Source organism: Kitasatospora sp. NPDC098652, assembly GCF_044760155.1.
GTDB lineage: Bacteria > Actinomycetota > Actinomycetes > Streptomycetales > Streptomycetaceae > Kitasatospora.
The window spans coordinates 1-22,029 of the sequence record NZ_JBIWAQ010000046.1 but is presented as its reverse complement, the minus strand read 5'-3'; the positions used below and the strand labels follow the sequence as shown (position 1 = coordinate 22,029).

At 74.0% G+C, this 22,029-nt stretch carries 18 protein-coding genes; 11 read left to right on the top strand and 7 right to left on the bottom strand.

Going from position 1 to position 22,029, the window contains the following annotated elements:
• Positions 1-179 precede the first annotated feature (179 nt).
• From ACIQWA_RS40445 to ACIQWA_RS40435, 3 genes are read right to left on the bottom strand one after another with little or no spacing between them, the layout of a single operon-like run.
• The gene (locus ACIQWA_RS40445; RefSeq protein ID WP_402492067.1) at positions 180-1,472 is read right to left on the bottom strand and encodes a coenzyme F420-0:L-glutamate ligase; all 1,293 of its coding nucleotides are present in this window, start codon (positions 1,470-1,472) and stop codon (positions 180-182) included.
• Positions 1,469-2,428: a 2-phospho-L-lactate transferase gene (cofD, locus tag ACIQWA_RS40440; RefSeq protein ID WP_402492065.1), complete on the bottom strand. Its 960-nt coding sequence runs from the start codon at positions 2,426-2,428 to the stop codon at positions 1,469-1,471. The genes ACIQWA_RS40445 and cofD overlap by 4 nt, the downstream gene beginning before the upstream one ends.
• Positions 2,429-2,469: 41 nt before the next feature.
• Entirely contained in the window at positions 2,470-2,976 is a 507-nt protein-coding gene (locus ACIQWA_RS40435; protein WP_402492070.1) for a cysteine dioxygenase, read from the bottom strand.
• Between the two features lie 759 nt (positions 2,977-3,735).
• On the opposite strand from ACIQWA_RS40435, the gene ACIQWA_RS40430 reads away from it, so the two are divergent.
• The 3 genes from ACIQWA_RS40430 to ACIQWA_RS40420 all read left to right on the top strand — a co-directional run bounded on the left by ACIQWA_RS40430 (position 3,736) and on the right by ACIQWA_RS40420 (position 9,858).
• Positions 3,736-4,008, top strand: coding sequence for a WhiB family transcriptional regulator (locus ACIQWA_RS40430; protein ID WP_063349134.1), 273 nt, complete (start codon positions 3,736-3,738; stop codon positions 4,006-4,008).
• Positions 4,009-4,260: 252 nt separating this feature from the next.
• The gene (locus ACIQWA_RS40425) at positions 4,261-8,142 is read left to right on the top strand and encodes a glycosyltransferase (RefSeq protein WP_402492062.1); all 3,882 of its coding nucleotides are present in this window, start codon (positions 4,261-4,263) and stop codon (positions 8,140-8,142) included.
• Positions 8,143-8,148: 6 nt separating this feature from the next.
• The gene (locus ACIQWA_RS40420) at positions 8,149-9,858 is read left to right on the top strand and encodes a DUF5719 family protein (RefSeq protein ID WP_402492059.1); all 1,710 of its coding nucleotides are present in this window, start codon (positions 8,149-8,151) and stop codon (positions 9,856-9,858) included.
• Positions 9,859-9,893: 35 nt separating this feature from the next.
• Here ACIQWA_RS40420 and ACIQWA_RS40415 read toward each other — a convergent pair whose 3' ends face one another.
• Positions 9,894-10,346 carry a metallopeptidase family protein gene (locus ACIQWA_RS40415; RefSeq protein ID WP_350509617.1) on the bottom strand — a complete coding sequence of 151 codons (453 nt, stop codon included), beginning with the start codon at positions 10,344-10,346 and terminating at the stop codon, positions 9,894-9,896.
• Positions 10,347-10,515: 169 nt separating this feature from the next.
• On the opposite strand from ACIQWA_RS40415, the gene ACIQWA_RS40410 reads away from it, so the two are divergent.
• From ACIQWA_RS40410 to ahcY, 6 genes are all read left to right on the top strand, one after another.
• The gene (locus ACIQWA_RS40410) at positions 10,516-10,965 is read left to right on the top strand and encodes a DUF3499 domain-containing protein (protein WP_402492056.1); all 450 of its coding nucleotides are present in this window, start codon (positions 10,516-10,518) and stop codon (positions 10,963-10,965) included.
• Positions 10,966-11,092: 127 nt separating this feature from the next.
• Positions 11,093-12,478, top strand: a complete 1,386-nt coding sequence (locus ACIQWA_RS40405) for a phosphomannomutase/phosphoglucomutase (protein WP_402492054.1) — start codon at positions 11,093-11,095, stop codon at positions 12,476-12,478.
• 99 nt (positions 12,479-12,577) lie between these two features.
• Positions 12,578-12,760 carry a Trm112 family protein gene (locus ACIQWA_RS40400; RefSeq protein WP_049659271.1) on the top strand — a complete coding sequence of 61 codons (183 nt, stop codon included), beginning with the start codon at positions 12,578-12,580 and terminating at the stop codon, positions 12,758-12,760.
• 82 nt (positions 12,761-12,842) lie between these two features.
• A complete protein-coding gene (locus ACIQWA_RS40395) occupies positions 12,843-14,096 on the top strand; it encodes an SIS domain-containing protein (RefSeq protein WP_360244343.1) in 1,254 nt (417 codons plus the stop codon).
• Between the two features lie 18 nt (positions 14,097-14,114).
• Positions 14,115-15,092: a cation diffusion facilitator family transporter gene (locus tag ACIQWA_RS40390; protein ID WP_402492050.1), complete on the top strand. Its 978-nt coding sequence runs from the start codon at positions 14,115-14,117 to the stop codon at positions 15,090-15,092.
• A gap of 395 nt (positions 15,093-15,487) precedes the next feature.
• A complete protein-coding gene (gene ahcY / locus ACIQWA_RS40385) occupies positions 15,488-16,936 on the top strand; it encodes an adenosylhomocysteinase (RefSeq protein WP_402492047.1) in 1,449 nt (482 codons plus the stop codon).
• Positions 16,937-17,023: 87 nt separating this feature from the next.
• On the opposite strand, the gene ACIQWA_RS40380 is transcribed toward ahcY, so the two are convergent.
• A complete protein-coding gene (locus ACIQWA_RS40380) occupies positions 17,024-18,064 on the bottom strand; it encodes a hypothetical protein (protein ID WP_402492045.1) in 1,041 nt (346 codons plus the stop codon).
• The gene (locus ACIQWA_RS40375; protein WP_402492042.1) at positions 18,061-18,573 is read right to left on the bottom strand and encodes a SigE family RNA polymerase sigma factor; all 513 of its coding nucleotides are present in this window, start codon (positions 18,571-18,573) and stop codon (positions 18,061-18,063) included. The genes ACIQWA_RS40380 and ACIQWA_RS40375 overlap by 4 nt, the downstream gene beginning before the upstream one ends.
• 135 nt (positions 18,574-18,708) lie before the next feature.
• On the opposite strand from ACIQWA_RS40375, the gene ACIQWA_RS40370 reads away from it, so the two are divergent.
• Positions 18,709-19,338 (top strand): hypothetical protein, encoded by a 630-nt coding sequence (locus tag ACIQWA_RS40370; protein WP_402492040.1) that lies wholly within the window; start codon positions 18,709-18,711, stop codon positions 19,336-19,338.
• Positions 19,339-19,387: 49 nt separating this feature from the next.
• On the opposite strand, the gene ACIQWA_RS40365 is transcribed toward ACIQWA_RS40370, so the two are convergent.
• Positions 19,388-20,386 (bottom strand): RDD family protein, encoded by a 999-nt coding sequence (locus ACIQWA_RS40365; protein ID WP_402492038.1) that lies wholly within the window; start codon positions 20,384-20,386, stop codon positions 19,388-19,390.
• Positions 20,387-20,629: 243 nt separating this feature from the next.
• Between ACIQWA_RS40365 and ACIQWA_RS40360 the strand changes: the two genes are divergently transcribed.
• Positions 20,630-21,634 (top strand): stage II sporulation protein M, encoded by a 1,005-nt coding sequence (locus ACIQWA_RS40360; protein WP_402492035.1) that lies wholly within the window; start codon positions 20,630-20,632, stop codon positions 21,632-21,634.
• Positions 21,635-22,029 lie beyond the last annotated feature (395 nt).

The following is a 22,029-nucleotide window of genomic DNA, read 5'->3' as shown; positions in this document are numbered from 1 at the left end:
GGTGGGGTGTGGGTGGTTTGTTGTTTTTTTCAGACCGCCAACGGCGAGCACCCCCCACCATGAGGGTCGGCGGTCCGAAAATCACCCAGCCCCCGGAGCCCCCACCCCCGGACCCGCCCCCGGACCCACCCACCCTCCCGAAAGCCCACCCCCACACCCCAGCCCCGCGCAGCGGCCCCCTACCGCACCGCGACGAACGCCTCGGCGCCCCGTTCCGTCCGGACCTTCGGCGCCTCCGCCGGCCGCCCCACCGCGACGGCCCCCATCGGGTCCCACCCCTCCGGCAGGTCCAACACCGCCCGAACGGTGTCACGGCAGAACATCGTCGAGGACACCCAGGCGGAGCCGTACCCCTCACCCGTGAGCGCGACCAGCAGGTTCTGCACGGCGGCCCCCATGGCCACCGTGAACATCTCCCGTTCGGCCGCGGCCCGCCGCGGGTCCGGGTAGTCGTGCGAGCCGTCCATCACCAGGCACGGCACCACCAGGTACGGCGCGTCGCGCAGCACGTTCCCGCGGGCGGTGCGGCGGGCGATCCGGGCCTCGTCCCAGCCGTCGAGCTCGCGGAGGTCGCGCTGCCAGGCGCCGAGCATCGCGTCCAGCAGCCGTACCCGGGTCTCGGCGGACTCCAGCAGCACGAACCGCCAGGGCGTGGTGTGGTGCGGGGCCGGCGCGGTGACGGCGGCGGCCACCGCGCGCCGGACGGCGGCCGGGTCCACCGGGTCGGCGGTGAAGGCGCGGACGGTGCGCCGCAGCGTGACGGCCTGGCGCAGCGCCTCGGAGGTGCCGAGCCGGAACATGTCGTCCGCGGCGGAACGCACCAGCGGCCGGGTGCCGGCGCCGTCCTCGGAGGTGACCAGGTGGCCGAGCCCGCGCACGACGGCGACCGGGACGCCGCTGGCCTTGCCCTTGACGAGGTCGCCGGCGGCCGCGAGTTCGTCGGCGGTCGCGGTGACGGTGAGCACCAGTTCGTTGCCGTGGCTGTCGGTGCGCCCCCGGTGGTCCTCCAGGACGGACAGTCCGGCGGCGCCGATCGCGACGTCGGTGAGCCCGTTGCGCCAGGGCCGGCCGAAGGTGTCGGTGACGACGACGGCGAGCCGGTGGCCGGTGAGCTGCTGGAGCCGGGCGCGCAGCGCGCGGGCCGAGCCGTCCGGGTCCTCGGGCAGCAGCAGCACGGTGCCAGGGGCGGTGTTGGAGGCGTCGACCCCGGCGGCGGCCATGACGAAGCCGTTGCGGTTCTCGACGATCCGGGCCGGTCCGCGCCGGGCGACCACCCGGACGGTCTCGGCGTCGATCGCGGCGTCCCGGTCGGCGGCGTGCAGCAGCCGGCCCTCGGCCTTGCTGACGATCTTCGAGGTGACCAGCAGGATGTCGCCGTCGCGGTACGTCCCGGCCTTGGCGATCAGCTCGCCGAGGTCGGCCCCGGCCTCGATCTCGGGGATGCCCCGGACCGGAAGGATCTCGATCGTCACGCGCGGACCTGCTCGGCCAGCGCCAGCGCCGCCCGGGCCATCTCGGCGGTGGCCTCGACGTCGGTCATCAGCAGCGGGACGGCCCGGCAGGCGATCCCGGCGGCCTCGACGGCGGCCACCGCGTCCTGGTCGGCGGTGTCGACGAGCCAGCCGTCGATGAGTTCGGAGCCGTAGTTCAGCGCGACCGCCTCGGCGGTGGCCTCGACGCCGACGGCGGCGAGCACCTTGTCGGCCATGCCCCGTACCGGCGCCCCGCCGATGATCGGGGAGAGCCCGACCACCGGTGCCGGGGCGGCGGCGACGGCGTCCCGGATGCCGGGGACGGCGAGGATGGTGCCGATCGAGACGACCGGGTTGGACGGCGGGAAGAGGATGACGTCGGCCTCGGCGAGGGCCTCCAGCACGCCGGGCGCGGGCTTGGCGGTGTCCGCGCCGACCGGGATGATCGCCTCGGCGTCGACGGCGGCGTGCAGCCGGACCCAGTACTCCTGGAAGTGGACGGCCCGGGTGCCCTGATCGTCGGTGATCCGCACATGGGTCTCGACCCGGTCGTCGCTCATCGGCAGCAGCCGCACGCCGGGCTTCCAGCGCACGCACAGCGCCTCGGTGACCTGGCTGAGGCTGTACCCGGCGGTGAGCATCTGGCTGCGCACGAGGTGGGTGGCGAAGTCCCGGTCGCCGAGCCCGAACCACTCGGGGCCGACGCCGTACTCCTTCATCTCGGCCTTGATCGACCAGGTCTCGTCGGTCCGGCCCCAGCCCTGTTCCTCGTGGATTCCGCCGCCGAGGGTGTACATCACGGTGTCGAGGTCGGGGCAGACCTTGAGTCCGTAGAGGTGGATGTCGTCGCCGGTGTTGCCGATGACGGTGATCTCGTCCTGCGGTCCGACCGCCGCGAGGAGTCCGCGCAGGAAGCGCGCCCCGCCGATCCCGCCTGCCAGTGCCACGATGCGCATGAGGTCATCCTGCCACGGTCGGACTCTTCGTCAGGCCTCGGTCAACGCCGCTCGGACTCCGCCGCGTGCGCGTGCTGCTCCGGGACGGCGGTGGTGGTGCCGTACTGGTTCATCGCGGTCAGGCCCGGGGTGTAGAGGTGGATGGAGACGGCGGGTTCGAGCGCGCCGTTGACCACCTCGTGGAGGTAGCCGGAGGAGAACACCCGCTGCCCGCCGGGGCGCAGGGTGCGGGCTCCTTCACCGGCGTGCGTGAGCGAGCGTTCGGTCAGTTCGCCCCGGACGACGGTCATCACGCCGGAGGACTCGCCGTGGTCGTGGAAGCCGCTGCTCTGGCCGGGCAGCCAGCTGAGCAGCCAGACCTCGTAGCCGGGGCCGGTCTCCAGGCGGGCGTACCAGCGGGTGAGCGCGTCGTAGCGGACCAGCGGTTCCCAGCGGGAGCGGTCGGCGGCGATCTCGCGGACCAGCCGGGCGTACCCGGCGACGGTGGTGGGGTGCCCGGGCAGGTCGGTGCGGGCGAGGTGGGGGAAGGCGAGCGGGTCGCCGGCGATGGAGACGTCGCTGAGGCCGTCGGCCCAGCGGTGCCGGTCGCCATGGCGGGGGGTGTGGCGGGGGGTGTGGGCGGCGGCGAGGCCGCGGCGGGCGTGCTTGTTGCGGTCGCGGTTCCGCTTGCGGATGCGGGTCGTGCGCACGGGAGTCGTCCTCGGATGGCTCGGCTGGTCGGGGAGCAGCCGGATCCGGGATGTCCTGGGGCGGGAGTCGCGGGCGGCCTCTGTGCTTCCTGGGCGGCGCGCGGTGGGACGCGGGCGCCTAGATACAGCAGGAACAGAGGCGACAACAGGAGTTCACGGCACGGCGGAGCGTGGAACCGCTCCGGGGGCTGGCGAACTCTGACATAGGGGAAAGGAGACCGCATCCGCGGGGGTGGTGTCAAACCGAAGGATGCGGCATTCGAGTGGATTAGGTCAGGATCTTTCCCGGATGGGGTGATTCATCACTCTCTATGTTTCGATGGGAAGATCGCCGGGAAGGCAGGCCGATGACCGGCCTGTCACGATGACTGAGCGTCATTCCGCGAGTCATTGCGGGCGTTTCGATGTCGCCCAGGGCTTTCGGGTCGAAGGTCCGATGTGTCCGAATATGTACACTATTCGTAACGGCTTGGTGCCAGGGAGTGAATCCCGGCCTCAATACCAGAGCTCGGCTTGACTGGGCCAGAGTGACGCAACTGTAATTTCACTCGTGTCGTCAGCCGCACGAGGCAACGGCAACCACGGGGACGCCAAGTAGGGGCAGAGGAGGCGCGCCACATGAGCGAGCTCTTTGAGCTGTTGATCGGGGACGGCATCGCGGAGGAAGAGGAGGAACTCGGTTGGCAGGAGCGCGCGTTGTGCGCTCAGACCGACCCGGAGTCCTTCTTCCCCGAGAAGGGCGGCTCTACCCGCGAGGCCAAGAAGGTGTGCCTCGCCTGCGAGGTTCGATCGGAGTGCCTGGAGTACGCCCTCGCCAATGACGAGCGCTTCGGCATCTGGGGCGGCCTCTCCGAGCGCGAGCGCCGCCGGCTCAAGAAGAGCGCCGTCTGACCGGGGCGGCCCCGACCGACCCCGCTGACCCTCCGCCACCGGCGGACGGCCGCACAGCTGTACGAGCGCCTCACCGCGACGGTGGGGCGCTTTCGTGTTCCCGGACCGGTCCTCGCCGATCCCGGGCCCCCTTCTTCACCGCCTCCGCACCGGCACCGGGCACGAAGCGGCCATCCGGAGCCGTTAGTGTGGTGCGCCATCCGGTTGCCGTTCACCGGCTGTGTCCACCGAGAACTGGGGCCCGCGCACTCGATGACCGTCTACAGCCACCAGAGCGGCTTCACCGCTTCCAGGCCGCCCGCCTACCCGCGCCACCTGGTCACCGCGGTGATCGTCTCGCACGACGGCGCCCGCTGGCTGCCGCAGGCCCTGGCCGGTCTGCTCGGCCAGGACCGCCAGGTCCAGCGGATCCTCGCGGTCGACACCGGATCCACCGACAACTCCCCGCAGCTGCTCGCCGACACCCTGGCCGACTGGCTGCCCGAGAGCGGCCCGCTGATGCTCGGCCGCCGGGCCGGCTTCGGCACCGCCGTCGCCGAGGCCGTCGCGGGCAGCGCGCCCCTGCGCCCGGAGGACCTCCCGTACCGGCTCGACCCCTCCGGCTACGACCCGGTCACCGGCGGCTGGGACGACTACGGCGACCCGCTCGCCCAGGAGGACGACCTCGGGCGCGGCGGCCCGCGCGAGACCCAGCCGGTCGAGTGGCTCTGGCTGCTGCACGACGACTGCGAGCCGCAGACCGACGCGCTGCGCCGGCTGCTCCAGGTCGCCGACTCCACCCCCAGCGCCGGCGTGGTCGGCCCCAAGCTGCGCAGCTGGTACGACCGCCGCCAGCTGCTGGAGATCGGCGTCACCATCGCCCGCTCCGGCCGCCGCTGGACCGGCCTCGACCGCCGCGAGCAGGACCAGGGCCAGCACGACCAGGTCCGCCCGGTGCTCGCCGTCTCCAGCGCGGGCATGCTGGTGCGCCGGGACGTCTTCGAGGAGCTCGGCGGCTTCGACCGGGCCCTCCCGCTGATGCGGGACGACACCGACTTCTGCTGGCGGGTCAACGCCGCCGGCCACCGCGTGGTGGTCGCCCCCGACGCCGTGCTGCGGCACGCCGAGGCGGCCAGCCGCGAACGCCGCGCGATCGACTGCGGCCCCTCCCACCCGCACCGGGTGGACAAGTCCGGCGCCGTCTACACCCTGCTCGCCAACTGCAAGGGCGCGCTCTTCCCGTACGTGCTGCTGCGCCTGGTGCTCGGCACCCTGGTGCGGGCCGTCACCAACCTGCTCGGCAAGGACCCGCGCCAGGCGGTCGACGAACTGGCCGGCCTCGGCCACGAACTCGTCCGCTTCCCACGGCTGTTGGCCGCGCGCAAACACCGCGCCCGGACCCGCGCCGCGGACGCCCTGGACGACCGCACGCTCTTCCCGGCGCCCGGCGCCACCACCCGGCTGGCCGTCGAGGGCGTCATCGGCTCGCTCGGGATAGGGGGCGGCGACGACACCGGCAGCCGGCACGGCTCGGTCGAGGCCGGCGGCGACGAGGACGGCGAGGACCTCGTCGTCGAGCAGTTCGCGCTGATCAAGAAGCTGGCCCGGCGCCCCGCGCCGGTGCTGTTCGCCGCCCTGCTGGTGTTCGCCCTGGTCGCCTGCCGCGGCCTGTTCGGCAGCGGCGAGCTGTTCGGCGGCGCCCTGCTGCCCGCCTCCGACGGCGCGGGCGGCCTGTGGGCGATGTACGCGGACGCCTGGCACCCGGTCGGCACCGGCTCCACCGCCGCCGCACCGCCGTACCTCGGCGTGCTCTCGGTGCTCTCCTGGCTGCTGTTCGGCAACGCCGACCTCGCGCTCACCCTGCTGGTCGTGCTCACCGTCCCGCTCGCCGCGGTCAGCGCCTACCTGGTCTCCCGGCCGCTGCTGGACTCCAAGCTGGTCCGCGCCTGGGCCAGCGCCACCTACGCGCTGCTGCCCGCCGCCACCGGCGCGCTCGCCCAGGGCCGGATCGGCACCGCCGTCCTCGCCGTGCTGCTGCCGCCGCTGGCCCGCGCCGCCGCGATCGCGGCCGGCCTCGGCATCCGCCAGGAGAGCGCCGCCAAGGGCGCCCGCCCCGGCTGGCGGCCGGTCTGGATGACCGTCCTGCTGCTCACCCTGGCCACCGCCTTCGTCCCGCTGACCTGGGCGCTCGCGGTACCGCTCTGCCTGGCCGTGCTGGTCCTCGCGGTGCTGCGCGGCGGCGCCCTCGGCTCCGGGGGTACGGCGCTGCGGCTGCTCGGCCTGCGCGTCCTGGTGATCCTCGCGGTGCCGGTCGCGGTGCTCGCCCCCTGGTCGTTGAAGGTGCTGTCGCACCCGCAGTGGCTGCTGCTGGAGGCCGGGCTGCCCGGACTGCACGGCGCCGGGGCGAGCGCGGCCGGCCTGCTGCTGGTCAACCCCGGCGGCGCCGGGGTGCCGCCGGTCTGGCTCTCCACCGGTGTCGTCCTCGCCGCGCTGGCCGCGCTGCTGCGCGCCGACCGCCGCCGCGCGGTGCTCGCCGCCTGGGGCGCGGCCGGTGCCGGGCTGGTCTTCGCGGTCGCGGTGGCGGGCACCTCCGTCACCCCGGCCTCCGGCGGCCAGCCGGTGCCCGCCTGGGCCGGCCCGGCCACCCTGATCGCCGGGATCGCCCTGCTCGCCGCCGCCGCGATCGGCGCCGACGGCGCCAACACCCGGGTCGCCGGGATCGCCTTCGGCTGGCGCCAGCCGGTGGCCGCCCTGGTGGTGGCCGCCGCGGTGCTGGCCCCGCTGGGCACCGGCCTGTGGTGGGCGCTGACCGGCGCCGGCGGCCCGCTGCACCGCGCCGCGGCCGGCCAGGTGCCCGCCTTCATCGCCGAGGAGGCCGGCACCAGCGACCGGTCCCGCACCCTCGTGGTCACCGGCCAGAAGGGCGCCGTCCGCTACACCGTGGTGCGCGGCGCCGGCCTGACCCTCGGCCAGGCGGAGTCCACCGTCGACCCGGCCACCGGTACCCAGGGCGGCCTGGACCGGATGGTCGGCAGCCTGCTGGCCGGCTCCGGTGCCGACCAGGCGAACGCCCTGGCCGGCTACGGCATCGCCTACGTGCTGGTCGAGCGGCAGGCCGTGGACGCCTTCAAGGACGTCCTGGACACCACCCCCGGCCTGGTGAAGGCCAACCAGGACGGCGACGCCGCGCTCTGGCAGGTCAACGGCGCGCCCGCGGTGCGCGCGGTGATCACCGCCCCGGGCGCCACCCCGGTGGTCGTCCCGTCCGGCGAACGCGACCTCGCCACCACCGTCCCGGCCGGTCCGGACGGCCGGGTGCTGCGACTGGCCGAGGCCGCCGCCCCCGAGTGGAAGGCCACCGTGGACGGCACCGCCCTGGAGCCCACCACGCTCGACGGCTGGGCGCAGGGCTTCAAGCTCCCGGCCGCCGGCGGCAAGCTGAGTGTCACCCGCGAGGGCAGCCTCGCCCACACCGGCTGGATCTGGGCCCAGGTCCTGGTCGGCCTCACCATCCTGGTGCTGGCGCTGCCCGGCCGCCGCAGCCACAAGGACGACGACCTGCCCGAGGAGGTGGTCGCCGCCGCCGCGCTGGCCGCCGCCGCCCAGGCGCAGCCCCTCGTCCCGGGCAGCCGCCGGGCCCGCCGGATGGCCGAGCGGGGCGAGGGCGGCGAGCCCGGCGCCGAGGAGCCCGGCGTGTACGACGGGCTGCCGGGCGCGATCCCGGCGCAGCCCACCGGCGAGCCGCCGGCCGGGGCGGTCGAGGCGGCCGCCGCCGTCCAGGAGGCCGAGCCGTACGCCGACCCGTACCAGGCGTACCAGCAGGCGGACCCGTACAGCTACGACCAGTACGCGGCCCAGCAGCCGGTGGCCGCGCCGTACGCCGCCCAGGGCTACGAGGGCCACGGGTACGACGGCCACCAGCAGGGCTACCCGCAGCAGGGGTACGACCAGCAGGGGTACGAGCAGCAGGGGTACGAGCAGTACCCGCAGGAGCAGTACGGCTACGACCCCTACCAGCAGCAGCCCGGGCAGCCCCAGCAGACCTGGCTGCCGGGCCAGCAGCAGGGCGAGCCGTACTACGACCCCAACGAACCGGGCGGCACCGGTCACCCTTCCGGGAACTACGGCCCCCACCAGCACGGATCGGGGAGCTGACCCGCCATGAAGAAGCCCGCATTCGGGAAGAAGTCCGCCGCCGGGGCCGAGCAGCCCGTCGAGCCCGACACCGCTCCGGCCGGGGCCGAGCAGCCCGCCGGCGCGCCGGGGACGGCCCCCGGCCGGTCCGCGGGGAAGACCACCCAGTCCCTGCTGGCCGCGGCCGTGGTGCTGGCGGCCGTGTTCGGGATCGCCGAGGTGCGCCCGCCGGCCGGCCCGGCCAAGGCCGACGGCGGGGCCGCCCCGAGCACCGCCCAGGTCGAGCGGACGGCGGCGGTCTGCCCGCAGCCCTTCCAGGGCCTGACCGGCTCGACCACGCTCACCGCCTACACCCCGCCCGGCACCGGCTCGGCCACCGGCGGCGCCGGCTGGCTCTCCGAGCAGGCCGCCCCGGCCACCCCGCCGACCGCGGCCCCGTCCGCCCCGGCGCCGAGCGGCTCGCCGACCGCCGCGCCGAGCGCGGCCCCGAGCGCCCCGGCCACCCCGGCCCCGGACAAGAACGCTCCGCCCGCGGACGCCAAGCTGACCCTCGGCAAGCCCGGCACCCCGGCCACCGGCCCGGCCAGCAACGGCGACGCCGCGCCCGGCACCGGGGCCGTCGCCACCGGCGCGCTCGCCCCCGGCTTCACCGTCACCCAGACCACCGTGGTCACCGAGCAGCGCGGTACGGGCCTGTCCGGCCTGACCTGCACCCCGGAGAGCACCAGCTTCTGGTTCGCCGGGGCCAGCACGGCCGGCGACCGGGTCGACTACGTCAGCCTGGTCAACCCCGAGTCCTCCGCGGCCGTGGTCGACATCAAGCTGTACGGCGACAAGGGCCTGATCGACAACGACGCCGCCAACGGCCTCACCGTCGCCCCCGGCAGCTCGCAGTCCGTCCTGCTGTCGACGATCAGCAAGGGCGCCGTCACCGACCTCGCCGTGCACGTGGTGGTGCGCTCCGGGCGGATCGGCGCCGCGCTGCACGCCGCCGACGGCGCCAAGGGCGCCGACTGGGTCCCCGCCTCCACCGAGCCGGCCGCCACCCAGGTGCTGCCCGGCCTGCCCGCCGACACCACGGCGGCCCGGCTGGTGGTCTGGGCGCCGCCGGAGGACGACGCCGACCTCAAGATCCAGCTCTCCGGCAAGAACGGCTGGTTCACCCCGGCCGGCAACGAGTCGATCCACGTCAAGGCGGGCATGGTGGCCGCCGTCGACCTCGGCAAGGTCACCCGGGACGAGGTCGCCGGGCTGCGGCTGTCGCCCACCGACGACAAGCACCCGACCAAGATCGTGGCCGGTCTGCGGGTCGACCGCACGGGCGGCAACGGCAAGAGCGACGCGGCCTGGCTCACCGGCAGCGCCCCGGTCGGCGCCCGCGCCACCGTCGCCGACAACCGGGCCGGCGCCGCCACGGTCTTCCTGACCTCCACCGGCGACGCCGCCACCGTCAAGGTCACCGGCTCGGCCGGCAGCGGCGGCGGCACCCCGGCGACCAAGGAGGTCCAGCTCCCGGCCGGCGGCACGGTCGCCATCCCGGCGCCCGAGCCCGCCGGGCTGAACGGCGTCTTCGCGGTCACCGTGGAGACCGAGTCCGGCGGCCCGGTGGTCGCCGCCCGGATGCTCTCGCTGCCCGCCAAGGACGTGCCGATGTTCACCGTCCAGGCACTGCGCGACGACCACAGCACCGTGCAGGTCCCGCAGGCCACCCAGGACCCGGGCGTGGTGCTGCGCTGACCGGCCCTTCCGGGGCCCCGCGGGGCCCCGGAAGGTCACTCCTCGTCGTAGCGCGGGTCGATCGCGTCCGGCGACAGTCCCAGCAACTCGGCCACCTGCTCGATCAGGATCTCGTGCACCAGCGCCGCCCGGTCCTCCCGGGTCTTCGCCCGGATCTCCACCGGCCGCCGGTACACCACGATCTGGCTCTTGTGGCCCTTCTGACCGGGCGACACCCGGCCCAGCGGCACGCCGTCCTCGGTGTCGGCGCCGTCCGGCTCGTGCAGCGGCACCTCCTGCACGGCGAACTCCACCTCGATCAGCTGCGGCCACCGCCGCTCCAGCCGCTCCACCGACTCGCGCACGTAGTCGTCGAACAGTTCGGAGCGGGTGAGCGAGATCGGCACCTGGGGCGGGGCCAGCGGGCCGCGCAGCCCCCTGCCGTGCCGGTCGCGGTGCCGGGGGCGGCGCGAAGGGCCTGTCGATGACTGCGGTGCGGAGCTGTCCATATCACTGCCGAGAGTAGTCCTTGGCGGGTCGGAAGTGGACCACTCCGACGGGGGAATCGCCGGTGCGACGGCGTGTGCCCGAACCGCCGGAGCGAGCTGCCCGGCAGGAGCCGGGCGGCGCGCCCGGGGCGCCCCCACGGCCCGGCACAGCCCCGGCGAGGGGGCGCCGGTGAGCACCCGAACGGCGACACGGCACCCGCGCCGGACAGGCGGTCTTCGCTCCCCGGCGGGGAGTGCGGTACCGTCCACCCTCGTGAGCTCTGTACGTCGTTGTTCGCGGACCGCGTGCGGCCGACCGGCCGTCGCGACGCTGACGTACGTCTACGCGGACTCCACCGCCGTACTGGGCCCGCTCGCCACCTACGCCGAGCCGCACTGCTACGACCTGTGCGCCGAGCACGCCGAGCGGCTCACCGCCCCGCGCGGCTGGGAGGTCGTCCGGCTCGCCGCCGAGGCCGGACCGCTGCGCCGCAGCAGCGACGACCTGGAGGCCCTCGCCAACGCCGTCCGCGAGGCCGCCCGCCCGCAGACCCCCCGTCAGGGCCGCGCCCCCGAGGGCGAGTCCACCGAGGGCGGCCGCCGCGGCCACCTCCGGGTCCTGCGCTCGCCGGACAACTGAGGCCTCGCCCCGCACGGTGCGTTCGCCCGGCCCGGGTACGCTGCCCGTCTGACACCACCGCGATCCGTCGACCGGACGCGTCGGTGGCCCGACGTATCGATCAGCACAGAACCAGGGTGGAGCCGCAGTGCGCGACCTCAAGCAGCTCGTGAAGGCGTACGACGTCCGAGGCGTCGTCCCGGACCAGTGGGACGAGAGCCTGTCCCGGGCCTTCGGCGCCGCGTTCGTGCAGGTCACCGGGGCGACCGCGATCGTGGTCGGGCACGACATGCGCCCCTCCTCGCCGTCGCTGAGCCGGGCCTTCGCCGAGGGCGCCGCGGCCTACGGCGCCGACGTGGTCGAGATCGGCCTCTGCTCGACCGACCAGCTCTACTACGCCAGCGGCAAGCTCGACCTGCCCGGCGCGATGTTCACCGCCAGCCACAACCCGGCCCAGTACAACGGCATCAAGCTGTGCCGGGCCGGCGCCGCCCCGGTCGGCCAGGACACCGGCCTGTCCGAGATCCGCGAGCTGGTCGAGTCCTGGACCGCCGAGGACGACACCGTCACCGTCCCGGCCAAGGACGTGAAGCCAGGCGCGCTCTCCGCCCAGGACACCCTGCGCGGCTACGCCGACCACCTGCTGGGCCTGGTCGACCTCAGCGCGATCCGCCCGCTCAAGGTCGCCGTGGACGCCGGCAACGGCATGGGCGGCCACACCGTGCCGACCGTCTTCGACGGCCTGCCGATCGAGCTCGTCCCGATGTACTTCGAGCTGGACGGCACCTTCCCCAACCACGAGGCCAACCCGCTCGACCCGAAGAACCTGGTCGACCTCCAGGCCGAGGTCCGCAAGGTCGGCGCCGACATCGGCCTGGCCTTCGACGGCGACGCCGACCGCTGCTTCGTGGTCGACGAGCGCGGCGAGCCGGTCTCCCCGTCGGCGATCACCGCCCTGGTCGCCGCCCGCGAGATCGCCCGCGCCCAGGCCGCCGGCGAGGCCGAGCCGACCATCATCCACAACCTGATCACCTCCTGGACCGTCCCCGAGGTGGTCCGCGAGCTCGGCGCCACCCCGGTGCGCACCCGGGTCGGCCACTCCTTCATCAAGCAGGAGATGGCCGTCACCGACGCCGTCTTCGGCGGTGAGCACTCCGCCCACTACTACTTCCGCGACTTCTGGCGCGCCGACACCGGCATGCTGGCCGCGCTGCACGTGCTGGCCGCGCTCGGCGGGCAGCAGGGCACCCTCTCCGAGCTGACCGCCGAGTACGACCGCTACGCCGCCTCCGGCGAGATCAACAGCACCGTCGCCGACCAGGCCGCCAGCACCGCCGCCGTCCGCGCCGCCTACGCGGGCCTGGAGGGCACCACGGTGGACGAGCTGGACGGCCTCACCGTGGCCGGCCCGGACTGGTGGTTCAACCTGCGCGCCTCCAACACGGAGCCGCTGCTGCGCCTGAACGTCGAGGCCAAGGACCCGGCGCGGATGGCCGAACTGCGCGACGGCGTGCTCGCCGTCGTGCGCGCCTGACCGGACCGCGCCTGACCGAAGCGCACCGTGCCCCGGCCGGTAGGGTTGCCTATCGGCCGGGGCACCTCCGTGCCACCACCGAACTTTGGGAGAGCCCCCATGAAGCTCGAATCCTTCCTGCTGGAGATCCTGGTCTGCCCGCAGTGCCGGGCCGCGCTCGTCGAGGGCGGCACCGAGGAGCAGCCCGAGCTGGTCTGCACCGGCGCGGACTGCGGCCTCGCGTACCCGGTCCGCGAGGGCATTCCGGTCCTCCTGGTGGACGAGGCCCGCCGCCCGGCCTGATCCTGGGGGCGGGTCCGACCCGCCCCGGGGCCGACGCCCCACCCCGCGCCCGCCGACCAGAGGACAGCCGGAGGCCCGCCGCATGCTCGACGACACCCTGCTCGACGATCCGGCCGCCCTCCTGCGCGCCGACCACGACCGCGCCCTGCTGGCCCTGGCCGGTGCCGGCGCCCGGGTCCGCACCGCGCTGCGGCAGGCCGATGCGGCCGGCCTCGACCGGCTGCGCCCCGACGGCCGCCCGCGCGCCGTCCTGGTCGCCGGGCACGGCAGCGCTCTGACCGCCGCCGAGATCCTCGCCGCGCTGGCCGGGACCGCCACCCTGGTCCTCCCGCTGCCGCCGACCGAGGCCGTCGCCCCGCGCACCGACCGGGCCGGCGCCCCGCCCGCCTTCACCGCCGGGCTCGGCTGGCAGCTGCCCGGCTGGGCCGGACCGCTCGACCTGCTGGTGATCAGCTCCGCCGACGGCGGCGAGCAGGGCCTGATCGGCCTCGCCGAGCAGGCCTACGCCCGCGGCTGCTCGGTCGTCGTCACCGCCCCGCCCGGCAGCCCGCTGGCCGAGGCCGCGCTGCAGGTGCGCGCGCTGCCGCTGCCGTACGTCGGCACGGTGCTGCCCGACGAGGGCCTGCCCGCCGCACCGGCCGCCGAGCCGGACCTGCCGGCCGAGGACCCGGCCGCGCTGTGGTCCCACCTGACCCCGCTGCTGGCGCTCGCCCAGAAGCTCGGCCTCACCCAGCTGCCCTACGACGCGCTGCCGGCCGTCGCCGACCTGCTGGACACCGCCGCCGTGCGCTGCCGTCCGGACGCCGCCGCGTACACCAACCCGGCCAAGGGCCTGGCCGCGCGGCTGGCCGGGACGGTCCCGCTGCTGTGGGCCGAGGGCCCGGTCGCCGGCGCCGCTGTCGCCCGGTTCGCCGCCCAGCTCGCCGACCGGGCCGGCCGCCCGGCCCTGGCCGGCTCGCTGCCGCAGGTGCTCACCGTCCACCGCGGCATGTTCACCGGCCAGTTGGGCGCGGGCGCCGACCCGGACGACTTCTTCCGCGACCGGGTCGAGGAGCCCGACCCGCTGCACCTCCAGGTGCTGCTGCTGCGGCACGTCCCCGCGACGGCCACGCCCGACCCGGCACAGGAGCAGGACGGCCCCGCCGAGGTGCCCGAGGACGACGAACGGCCGCGCAGCTTCGGCGTGCGCCGGGCCCACCGGCTGGCCGCCGCGCACGACGTACGGCTCACCGAGTACGCGAGCACCCTCGCGGACCCGCTGCACGCGCTGGCCGACCTGATCGCGCTGACCGACTTCGCCGCCGTCTACCTGGGGCTGGCCGCCGCACAGTCCTGAGGCCGCTAGTCTCTGCCCATGAGCACAGAGGGTGGGACGAAGGCACTGGTCGCGGCGCTGTCCGCCAACCTGGCGATCGCGGCGGCCAAGTTCACCGCCTTCGGCTTCACCGGCTCCTCCTCGATGCTGGCCGAGGGCGTGCACTCGGTGGCCGACTCCGGCAACCAGGTGCTGCTGCTGATCGGCGGCCGGCGGGCGCGCCGGGCGGCGGACGAGGAGCACCCGTTCGGGTACGGGCGCGAGCGCTACGTGTACGGCTTCCTGGTGGCGATCGTGCTGTTCAGCGTCGGCGGCCTGTTCGCGGTCTACGAGGGCTGGCACAAGGTCAACCACCCCGAGGCGCTGGACTCCTGGGGCTGGGCGGTGGGCGTGCTGGTCTTCGCCGTCGCGATGGAGGGCTGGTCCTTCCTGACCGCGGTGCGCGAGTCGGCCAAGGCCAAGGGCGGCCAGGGCTGGGTGCAGTACATCCGCACCGCCAAGGCGCCGGAGCTGCCGGTGGTGCTGCTGGAGGACACCGGCGCGCTGATCGGCCTGGTGCTCGCGCTGCTCGGCGTCTCGCTCACGGTGATCACCGGCGACGGCGTCTGGGACGGCATCGGCACCCTGTGCATCGGCGTGCTGCTGGTGGTGATCGCGGTGGTGCTCGCGCTGGAGACCAAGTCGCTGCTGCTCGGCGAGTCCGCCGACCAGGACTCGGTGCGGCGGATCCGCGCCGCCCTGGTGGACGGCGAGGCGGTCACCGGGGTGATCCACATGCGCACCCTGCACCTCGGCCCGGAGGAGCTGCTGGTCGCCGCCAAGATCGCCGTCAACGCGGAGGACAGCGCCGACCGGGTGGCACGGGCCATCGACGCGGCCGAGGAGCGGGTCCGCGCCGCCGTCCCGATCGCCCGGGCGATCTACCTGGAACCGGACGTCTACAGCGCCGAGAAGGCCGCCGCGGGCGAGGACCCGGCGGCCACCCCGGGCGGCCCCGGGCCGGACGCCGCGCACTGACGGGCCGCCCGGCGGGGCGGTCGGGCGACGGCCGTAAAGGGGCTGGGCGGCGGCCGTAATGGGGCCGGGCGACGGTCGGGCAGGGGCCGGGCGACGGCCGGATCCGGCGGCCCAAATCCGTCATCCGCGGACGCCCGGTGGGGCCATCGGTGTAGATTCGTCACCAGAGCCAGAACGTCGCTGCTGATGGCGGTCGATCGGCGGTCCGCGCCCGTAGGGTGTGCGCCGGTCGAGGGAGAGAGGTCCTCCGACGGTTTGTGCCGCGCAGCAGGGAACCGGTCCGCCACCGCGGGATCCGGCGGCCCCGGCGTAGCCGTGCACCCGTACGGCCCGCCATGCGCACCGCACATCCGGACCTCGGCCCGTGCCCCACCCCATCAGCGAGGAGCAGACGCATGTCGACCGACATCACCGGTGACTTCAAGGTCGCCGACCTTTCCCTGGCGCCGTTCGGCCGCAAGGAGATCCAGCTGGCCGAGCACGAGATGCCCGGCCTCATGTCCATCCGCGCCGAGTACGCCGCCGCGCAGCCGCTGGCCGGCGCCCGGATCACCGGTTCGCTGCACATGACCGTCCAGACCGCGGTGCTGATCGAGACCCTGACGGCGCTCGGTGCCGAGGTCCGCTGGTGCTCCTGCAACATCTTCTCCACCCAGGACCACGCGGCCGCCGCCATCGCGGTCGGCCCGGAGGGCAGCCCGGAGAACCCCCAGGGCGTGCCGGTCTTCGCCTGGAAGGGCGAGACCCTGGACGAGTACTGGTGGTGCACCGAGCAGGCGCTGACCTGGCCCGACGGCAAGACCCCGAACATGATCCTGGACGACGGCGGTGACGCCACCCTGCTGATCCACAAGGGCGTCGAGTTCGAGAAGGCCGGTGCCGCTCCGGACCCGTCCACGGCGGACAACGACGAGTTCCGGATCATCCTGGAGCTGCTCAACCGCACCCTCAAGGACACCCCGAACAAGTGGACCGAGGTCGCCGCCACCATCAAGGGCGTGACCGAGGAGACCACCACCGGTGTCCACCGTCTGTACGAGATGCACCGTGACGGCCAGCTGCTGTTCCCGGCGATCAACGTCAACGACTCGGTCACCAAGTCGAAGTTCGACAACAAGTACGGCTGCCGCCACTCGCTCATCGACGGCATCAACCGCGCCACCGACGTCCTGATCGGCGGCAAGGTCGCCGTGGTCTGCGGCTACGGCGACGTCGGCAAGGGCTGCGCCGAGTCGCTGCGCGGCCAGGGCGCCCGCGTCATCGTCACCGAGATCGACCCGATCTGCGCGCTCCAGGCGGCGATGGACGGCTACCAGGTCGCCACCCTGGACGACGTGGTCGAGACCGCCGACATCTTCATCACCACCACGGGCAACAAGGACATCATCATGGCCTCGCACATGGCCCGGATGAAGCACCAGGCCATCGTGGGCAACATCGGCCACTTCGACAACGAGATCGACATGGCCGGCCTGGCCAAGCTCGACGGCGTCGTGAAGACCGAGATCAAGCCGCAGGTCCACGAGTGGCGCAAGGCCGACGGCCGCACCATCATCGTCCTCTCCGAGGGCCGCCTGCTGAACCTGGGCAACGCGACCGGCCACCCGTCCTTCGTGATGTCCAACTCCTTCGCGAACCAGACGATCGCCCAGATCGAGCTGTTCACGAAGACCGAGGAGTACCCGATCGGCGTCTACGTGCTGCCGAAGCACCTGGACGAGAAGGTCGCGCGCCTGCACCTCGACGCGCTGGGCGTGAAGCTGACCACCCTGACCCAGGAGCAGGCCGACTACATCGGCGTCCCGGTCGAGGGCCCGTACAAGTCGGAGCAGTACCGCTACTGATGCGGTGAGTTCCGCGACGCGGGTGAGCTCCCGCTGACGCCGGTGGCCGGCACCCCCCGTGGGTGCCGGCCACCGGCGCGTCCGGGCTCAGCGCAGGTTGCTGGTCGTCCAGGTGCTCTCGTCCGCACCGGTGACGTGCGCCAGCTTCAACAGGCCCGCCAGGCCGCCGATCGGGTCGAGTCGGGGCAGCAACTCGGGTGCCGTGGAGGCGCAGACCTGCAGGCCGCCTTCGTGCCGACACTGGGAGGTGGGCGGGACGTCCCTCAGCTCTCCCTCCGGGGCCGCGGTGAGGGTGACCGTCTTGCCGTCGATCGCGAGGACGATCCGCGCCTCCCAGGGCACCGTTCCCGTGTATCCCGTGTAGCGGAGCACGGAGGCGGAGTCCGGCCGGATCCACGCCGGAAGCCCGCTCAGCCAGAGCGGCATCGGGACGTCCCGGCTGCCGCCCGTGACGGACTCCGCGATCCGGATCAGGTCCCCGTCCGGGATGACCGCGTTCTCGAGGTGCGTCGCCCTGACCACCGCCCACCGGCCGTCGGCGGTCTGCCAGCGGAGGACCCGGTCGCTGCTGTCGTAGCGGGGATCGGACGGGTGCTCGACCCAGTACGCCGTCCGGCCGTTGATCGGGGGAGCCGGGACCTTGGCCTCGTCCGGACGGGTCCCGAGGGCCGGCTCGGGGCCGGGGGCGAGGAGGGAGATGAGGAGACGCCGGTAGGCCAGCTTCGGTTCGTCGGCGGTGAGGCTGGAACCGAAGGTGCCCGCGGAGTAGCCGATACCGTGCTCGCGGTCCACCCAGTCGGGCAGCCAGCCGACCTTGAGCTCGGAGGTCAGTGCGGGGATGCCGTCGACGGCCTTGTCGGCGGGGGACGGCGTCGGGTCGGCCGCGGTCGTGGCGGAGGCCGGCGACACGGCGGGTGTCGTGTTCCCGATCCGGGGCGCCATCGCCGTGATGCCGATGGTGAGCGCCGTCGCGACGGCCACCGCACCGATCGCCGCCCCCTGCCGGGCGCGCAGCCGGGCGCGGCCCCGGGCGATGGACACGGTGGCGTCGAAGGCCGGAGGCGGGGCCGACTCCTCGGCCAGGTCGCGGAGCCGGAAGGCCAGTTCAGCATTCTCGAGGATGCTCATGAGGTCCTCTCCACGGTTGTGGGAACGGGGACGAGACTGCTGCGCAGGGTCTCCAGGGCACGTGAGCTCTGGCTCTTCACGTTGCCCGCCGAACAGCCCAGGGCCTCGGCGGCCTGGTCGATCGACAGGTCGCAGTAGTAGCGCAGGACGACGGTGGCCCGTTGCCGGGGCGGCAGGGCCGCGAGCGCCCGGCGCAGGTCGAGCGAGGCGTCCAGGTCGAGGACCGCGGCCGCGGCGTCCGGGTCGACGTCCGTCCGCACCGTGCGGCGCCACCAGGAGGTGCGCTGCTCGGCGAGGAAGGTGTTGACCAGCGTGCGGCGGGCGTAGCCGTCCCGGTTGTCCGCCCGGCTCGCCTTGGACCAGTGCACGTACAGCTTGGTGATGGTCTCCTGCACCAGGTCGTCGGCCCGGTGCCAGTCCCCGCACAGCAGATAGGCGACCTTCCGCAGCCAGCCGCCCCTGGAGGCCACGTACTCCGTGAACTCCTCGTCGCGCGTCTGCTTCGCCATCCGCACCCCCTCTCGTTGCCCTGCTCCGGTGGTTGGGCTCTCGTGGTCGGGGCGGCGTCTCCCGCACCGCCCGACCCTCTGATGCGGGCACCGGCCCGGAACGTTGCAGCGGACGCCGGTGCGTAGGCTTCGGGCATGCCCAACGGTCGGTACTCGCTCCATGACACCCATGACCACGTGCTGCTCGGCGAGGAGCGGTTCAGCTGCGCGCCCGGGGCGGCCGGGTGGCGGTACGTCTCCAAGACCTACACGCCGGACGGGCGGGTGATCGGCAGCGTCGACCTGACGCTGGACTCGCGGGCCCGGCCGCTGCGGATGGAGCTGCGGGCCGGCGGCTGGCAGGTGCGCGGCGGCGCGGTGGACGGGGTGGCGTGGGTCCGCACCGACGCGGCCGACCCGGGCGGCGAGCACGCGGCGGAGGGGCACGACCGGGCGCACGGCTTCGCCGGGCGCTCGCCGGGCTTCCTGGTCGCCACCGCCCGGATGCTGCGGCTGCGGGAGGGGGCGAGTGCGCGGGTGCGGCTGGTGGCGTTCACCGAGCCGGTGCTGGCGCCGCGCACCTTCGACCAGGGGTGGCTGCTGGAGGGCGTGGACACCCACGCGACGGACTCGGGGCCGCTGCTGGTCGAGCGGTACCAGGTGGCGGACCTGGAGACGGGGGAGCAGCAGGTGGTGCACCTGGCCGGGGACGTGGTGCTGGCGGCGGCGGGGATCGAGCTGGAGGAGCTCCAGTCGCCGCCGAACGCCTGGCCGGTGGGGGAGTAGGTGCGGGGCCTGAGCGCGGCTCGGGTGGGCGCGGCTCGGGCCGGTGGGCTCAGGCGGGCGGGGCGAAGCCTGCGTCGGGGGCGGGCTGGGTCGGCTGCGCGGGCTTGGCGAAGGACGGGGCGGCGGGGGCGGCCGGTGTCGGTACGGGCGCGGGTGCGGGTGCGTGCGCCGCGGGCACGCCGAGGACGCGGTGGGGGCGGCCGTCGGCCGTGGGGACGGGGGCGGCGGCCGGGTGCGGGACGGGGGCCTGGACGGGCGCCTGGACCGGGGCCGAGGCGGCGAACCGCTGCTGGGCGCGCATCCACTCCCGGCGCTGGCGTTCGGTGAGCACCGCGCCCAGGTAGGCGGCCGGGTGCAGTCCCGGCGGAATCGGGTTCCCGATCCGGGTGGCCAGGTCCTCGGCCAGCCCGGCGGCCATCCGGAAGGTCACGCCGGGCTCCAACTGGCCCACCCGGACGAGCAGTTGGCGGATCGCCAGCCAGAGCGGCTCGGGCACCGCGGACAGGTCCATCGCGACCAGCTCACGGCCCATGTCGTGCAGCAGCTGCGGGTGCACCGGGGGCAGCGGGCCGGCCGCACCGGCTCCGGCCGGGGTGCGCTCGCGGACCACGACCGTCCCGGCGAAGATGTCGCCGAGCCGCTTGCCGTCCGAGTTCAGCGCGGAGGTGATCACGGCCGGGGCGCCGGTTATCGCGATCAGCTCGAAGAAGCCCACCAGCCCGCGCACCAGCGAGTGCCGGAACCGGACCGGGCCGCCGTCGGTGCGCACCACCCGCAGGCCGAACGCGGCCTTGCCGACCGAGCGCCCGTGGCTGAGGGTCTCGATCATCACCGGCAGCGCGACCAGGAAGAAGACCGTCATCCCGAGCATCGTCGCGGCCAGCGCCGCGCTGTCCAGGTCGGACAGGGCCACGCTCAGCACCAGCGTCGACACGAACAGGGCGGCGAACTCGATGAGCAGGTCGAGCACGATCGCCAACGCCCTGCTCGGAAGCTTCGCCGTCTGCAGGTCGAGGACGACCGCCTCACCAGTCACCAGGTCGCTCAAGACACCTGTCCGTTCACGCTCATGCGAGCAGGTGGGAGCGCGCTTGGATCGGCCCCCACTGCCCGCTCTCCGCAGTCTGATCCGCAGCCGCAAACATACGGCGCCCGGTGGTCGCACGGGAAGTGAGATCCCGGCGGCCGGGGCGGCGACGGTTCCTGGCATGCTGGGCCCGCACGTGTCCGTACGCACCTGCCCGACCCGCGCACGCGCGCCTCGCGCCATCGCCGACCATGGAGCCGCCGAATGGACCTGGACGTCTTCGTCGCAACCCACCAGGGGGAGTGGGCCAGGCTGGACGCCCTCGCCCGTAGGCGCCGGCTCAACGGGGACGAGGCCGACGAACTGGTCACCCTCTACCAGCGCACCACCGGCCACCTGGCCAAGGTGCAGGCCGCCGCGCCGGACCCGGCCCTGATCGGCCGGCTGACCGGCCTGGTGTCGCGGGGCCGCAGCGCGGTGACCGGTGCCCGGACCAACGGCTGGCAGGACGTCGCCCGCTACTACACGGTGAGCTTCCCGGCCGCGCTGTACCGCGCGCGCCGCTGGTGGATGCCGGTCGCGGCGGTCTCGATGGTCGTCACCGTGCTGATCGCCTGGTGGATGGCCACCCACCCCGAGGTCCGGAACAGCCTGATCGCGCCGGACGAGCTGCGCGAGCTGACCCGCCCCGGCGGACAGTACGAGGCGTACTACTCGGACCGGCCGGCCAGCTCCTTCGCGGCCCAGGTCTGGACGAACAACGCCTGGATCGCCGTGCAGTGCCTGATCTTCGGCATCGCCCTGGGCATTCCGGTGCTCGTCGTGATGTGGGTCAACGTGGTCAACCTCGGCCTCGGCGTCGGGCTGATGGCCTCGGCCGGCCGGCTCGACATCTTCCTCGGCCTGCTCGTCCCGCACGGCCTGCTGGAGCTGACCACGGTCTTCGTGTCCGGCGGCCTCGGCCTGCGCCTCGGCTGGACCCTCATCGATCCCGGCCCGCGCACCCGCGCGGTGGCGCTGGCGGAACAGGGCCGCTCGATCATCGGCATGGGAATCGGGCTGGCGACGGTGCTGGCGGTGGCCGGAGTGCTCGAAGCCTTCGTAACCCCGTCGGGCCTGCCGACCTGGGCCCGCATCTCCATCGGAGTCGTAGCGGAGGCGGCGTTCCTCACCTATGCGCTGGTACTGGGCCGTAAGGCCGCGGCGAGCGGGGAGTTCGGCGACGTGGACGCGGCCGACCGGGCGGACCTGCAGCCCGTCGCGGCCTGAGCCGATGTGATCAACAGGCCGCTGACCTGCTAGTCTTCTCGCATCCCGACCAAACCATTGACGTGGTGTGGTTGGGCTAGTAGGTTTGAACGGTTGGGACTGACTGGACAACGGTCGGGCCCGGGCGTTAGTGTCTACGACACCGCCGAAATCGAGGCGAGCGCGTTTCACGAAATGCGCGCCCTCCGACGAAGCAAATCCCACGGACGGAACGCTCCGAAAGCCCTGATAGGCTTCGGGATGAAGTTCGCAGGAAATCCCGCCAGCGGGAATCGGATGAATGAAACTCCGGAAAACGGGGCGGAAAACATCTGATAAGCTGGAAACACGAAAGAACGAAGCGCCCGGAGGGCCCGCTGGAAGGCGGTCCGAAGGAAGCGTCCGTTCCTTGAGAA

Coding starts and splice junctions, on each gene's coding strand:
- ACIQWA_RS40395 (WP_360244343.1), top strand. CDS start 12,843: ATGCTCGACGACACCCTGCTCGACGATCCGGCCGCCCTCCTGCGCGCC.
- cofD (WP_402492065.1), bottom strand. CDS start 2,428: ATGCGCATCGTGGCACTGGCAGGCGGGATCGGCGGGGCGCGCTTCCTG.
- ACIQWA_RS40380 (WP_402492045.1), bottom strand. CDS start 18,064: ATGAGCATCCTCGAGAATGCTGAACTGGCCTTCCGGCTCCGCGACCTG.
- ACIQWA_RS40425 (WP_402492062.1), top strand. CDS start 4,261: ATGACCGTCTACAGCCACCAGAGCGGCTTCACCGCTTCCAGGCCGCCC.
- ACIQWA_RS40375 (WP_402492042.1), bottom strand. CDS start 18,573: ATGGCGAAGCAGACGCGCGACGAGGAGTTCACGGAGTACGTGGCCTCC.
- ACIQWA_RS40400 (WP_049659271.1), top strand. CDS start 12,578: ATGAAGCTCGAATCCTTCCTGCTGGAGATCCTGGTCTGCCCGCAGTGC.
- ACIQWA_RS40370 (WP_402492040.1), top strand. CDS start 18,709: ATGCCCAACGGTCGGTACTCGCTCCATGACACCCATGACCACGTGCTG.
- ahcY (WP_402492047.1), top strand. CDS start 15,488: ATGTCGACCGACATCACCGGTGACTTCAAGGTCGCCGACCTTTCCCTG.
- ACIQWA_RS40420 (WP_402492059.1), top strand. CDS start 8,149: ATGAAGAAGCCCGCATTCGGGAAGAAGTCCGCCGCCGGGGCCGAGCAG.
- ACIQWA_RS40430 (WP_063349134.1), top strand. CDS start 3,736: ATGAGCGAGCTCTTTGAGCTGTTGATCGGGGACGGCATCGCGGAGGAA.
- ACIQWA_RS40390 (WP_402492050.1), top strand. CDS start 14,115: ATGAGCACAGAGGGTGGGACGAAGGCACTGGTCGCGGCGCTGTCCGCC.
- ACIQWA_RS40415 (WP_350509617.1), bottom strand. CDS start 10,346: ATGGACAGCTCCGCACCGCAGTCATCGACAGGCCCTTCGCGCCGCCCC.
- ACIQWA_RS40360 (WP_402492035.1), top strand. CDS start 20,630: ATGGACCTGGACGTCTTCGTCGCAACCCACCAGGGGGAGTGGGCCAGG.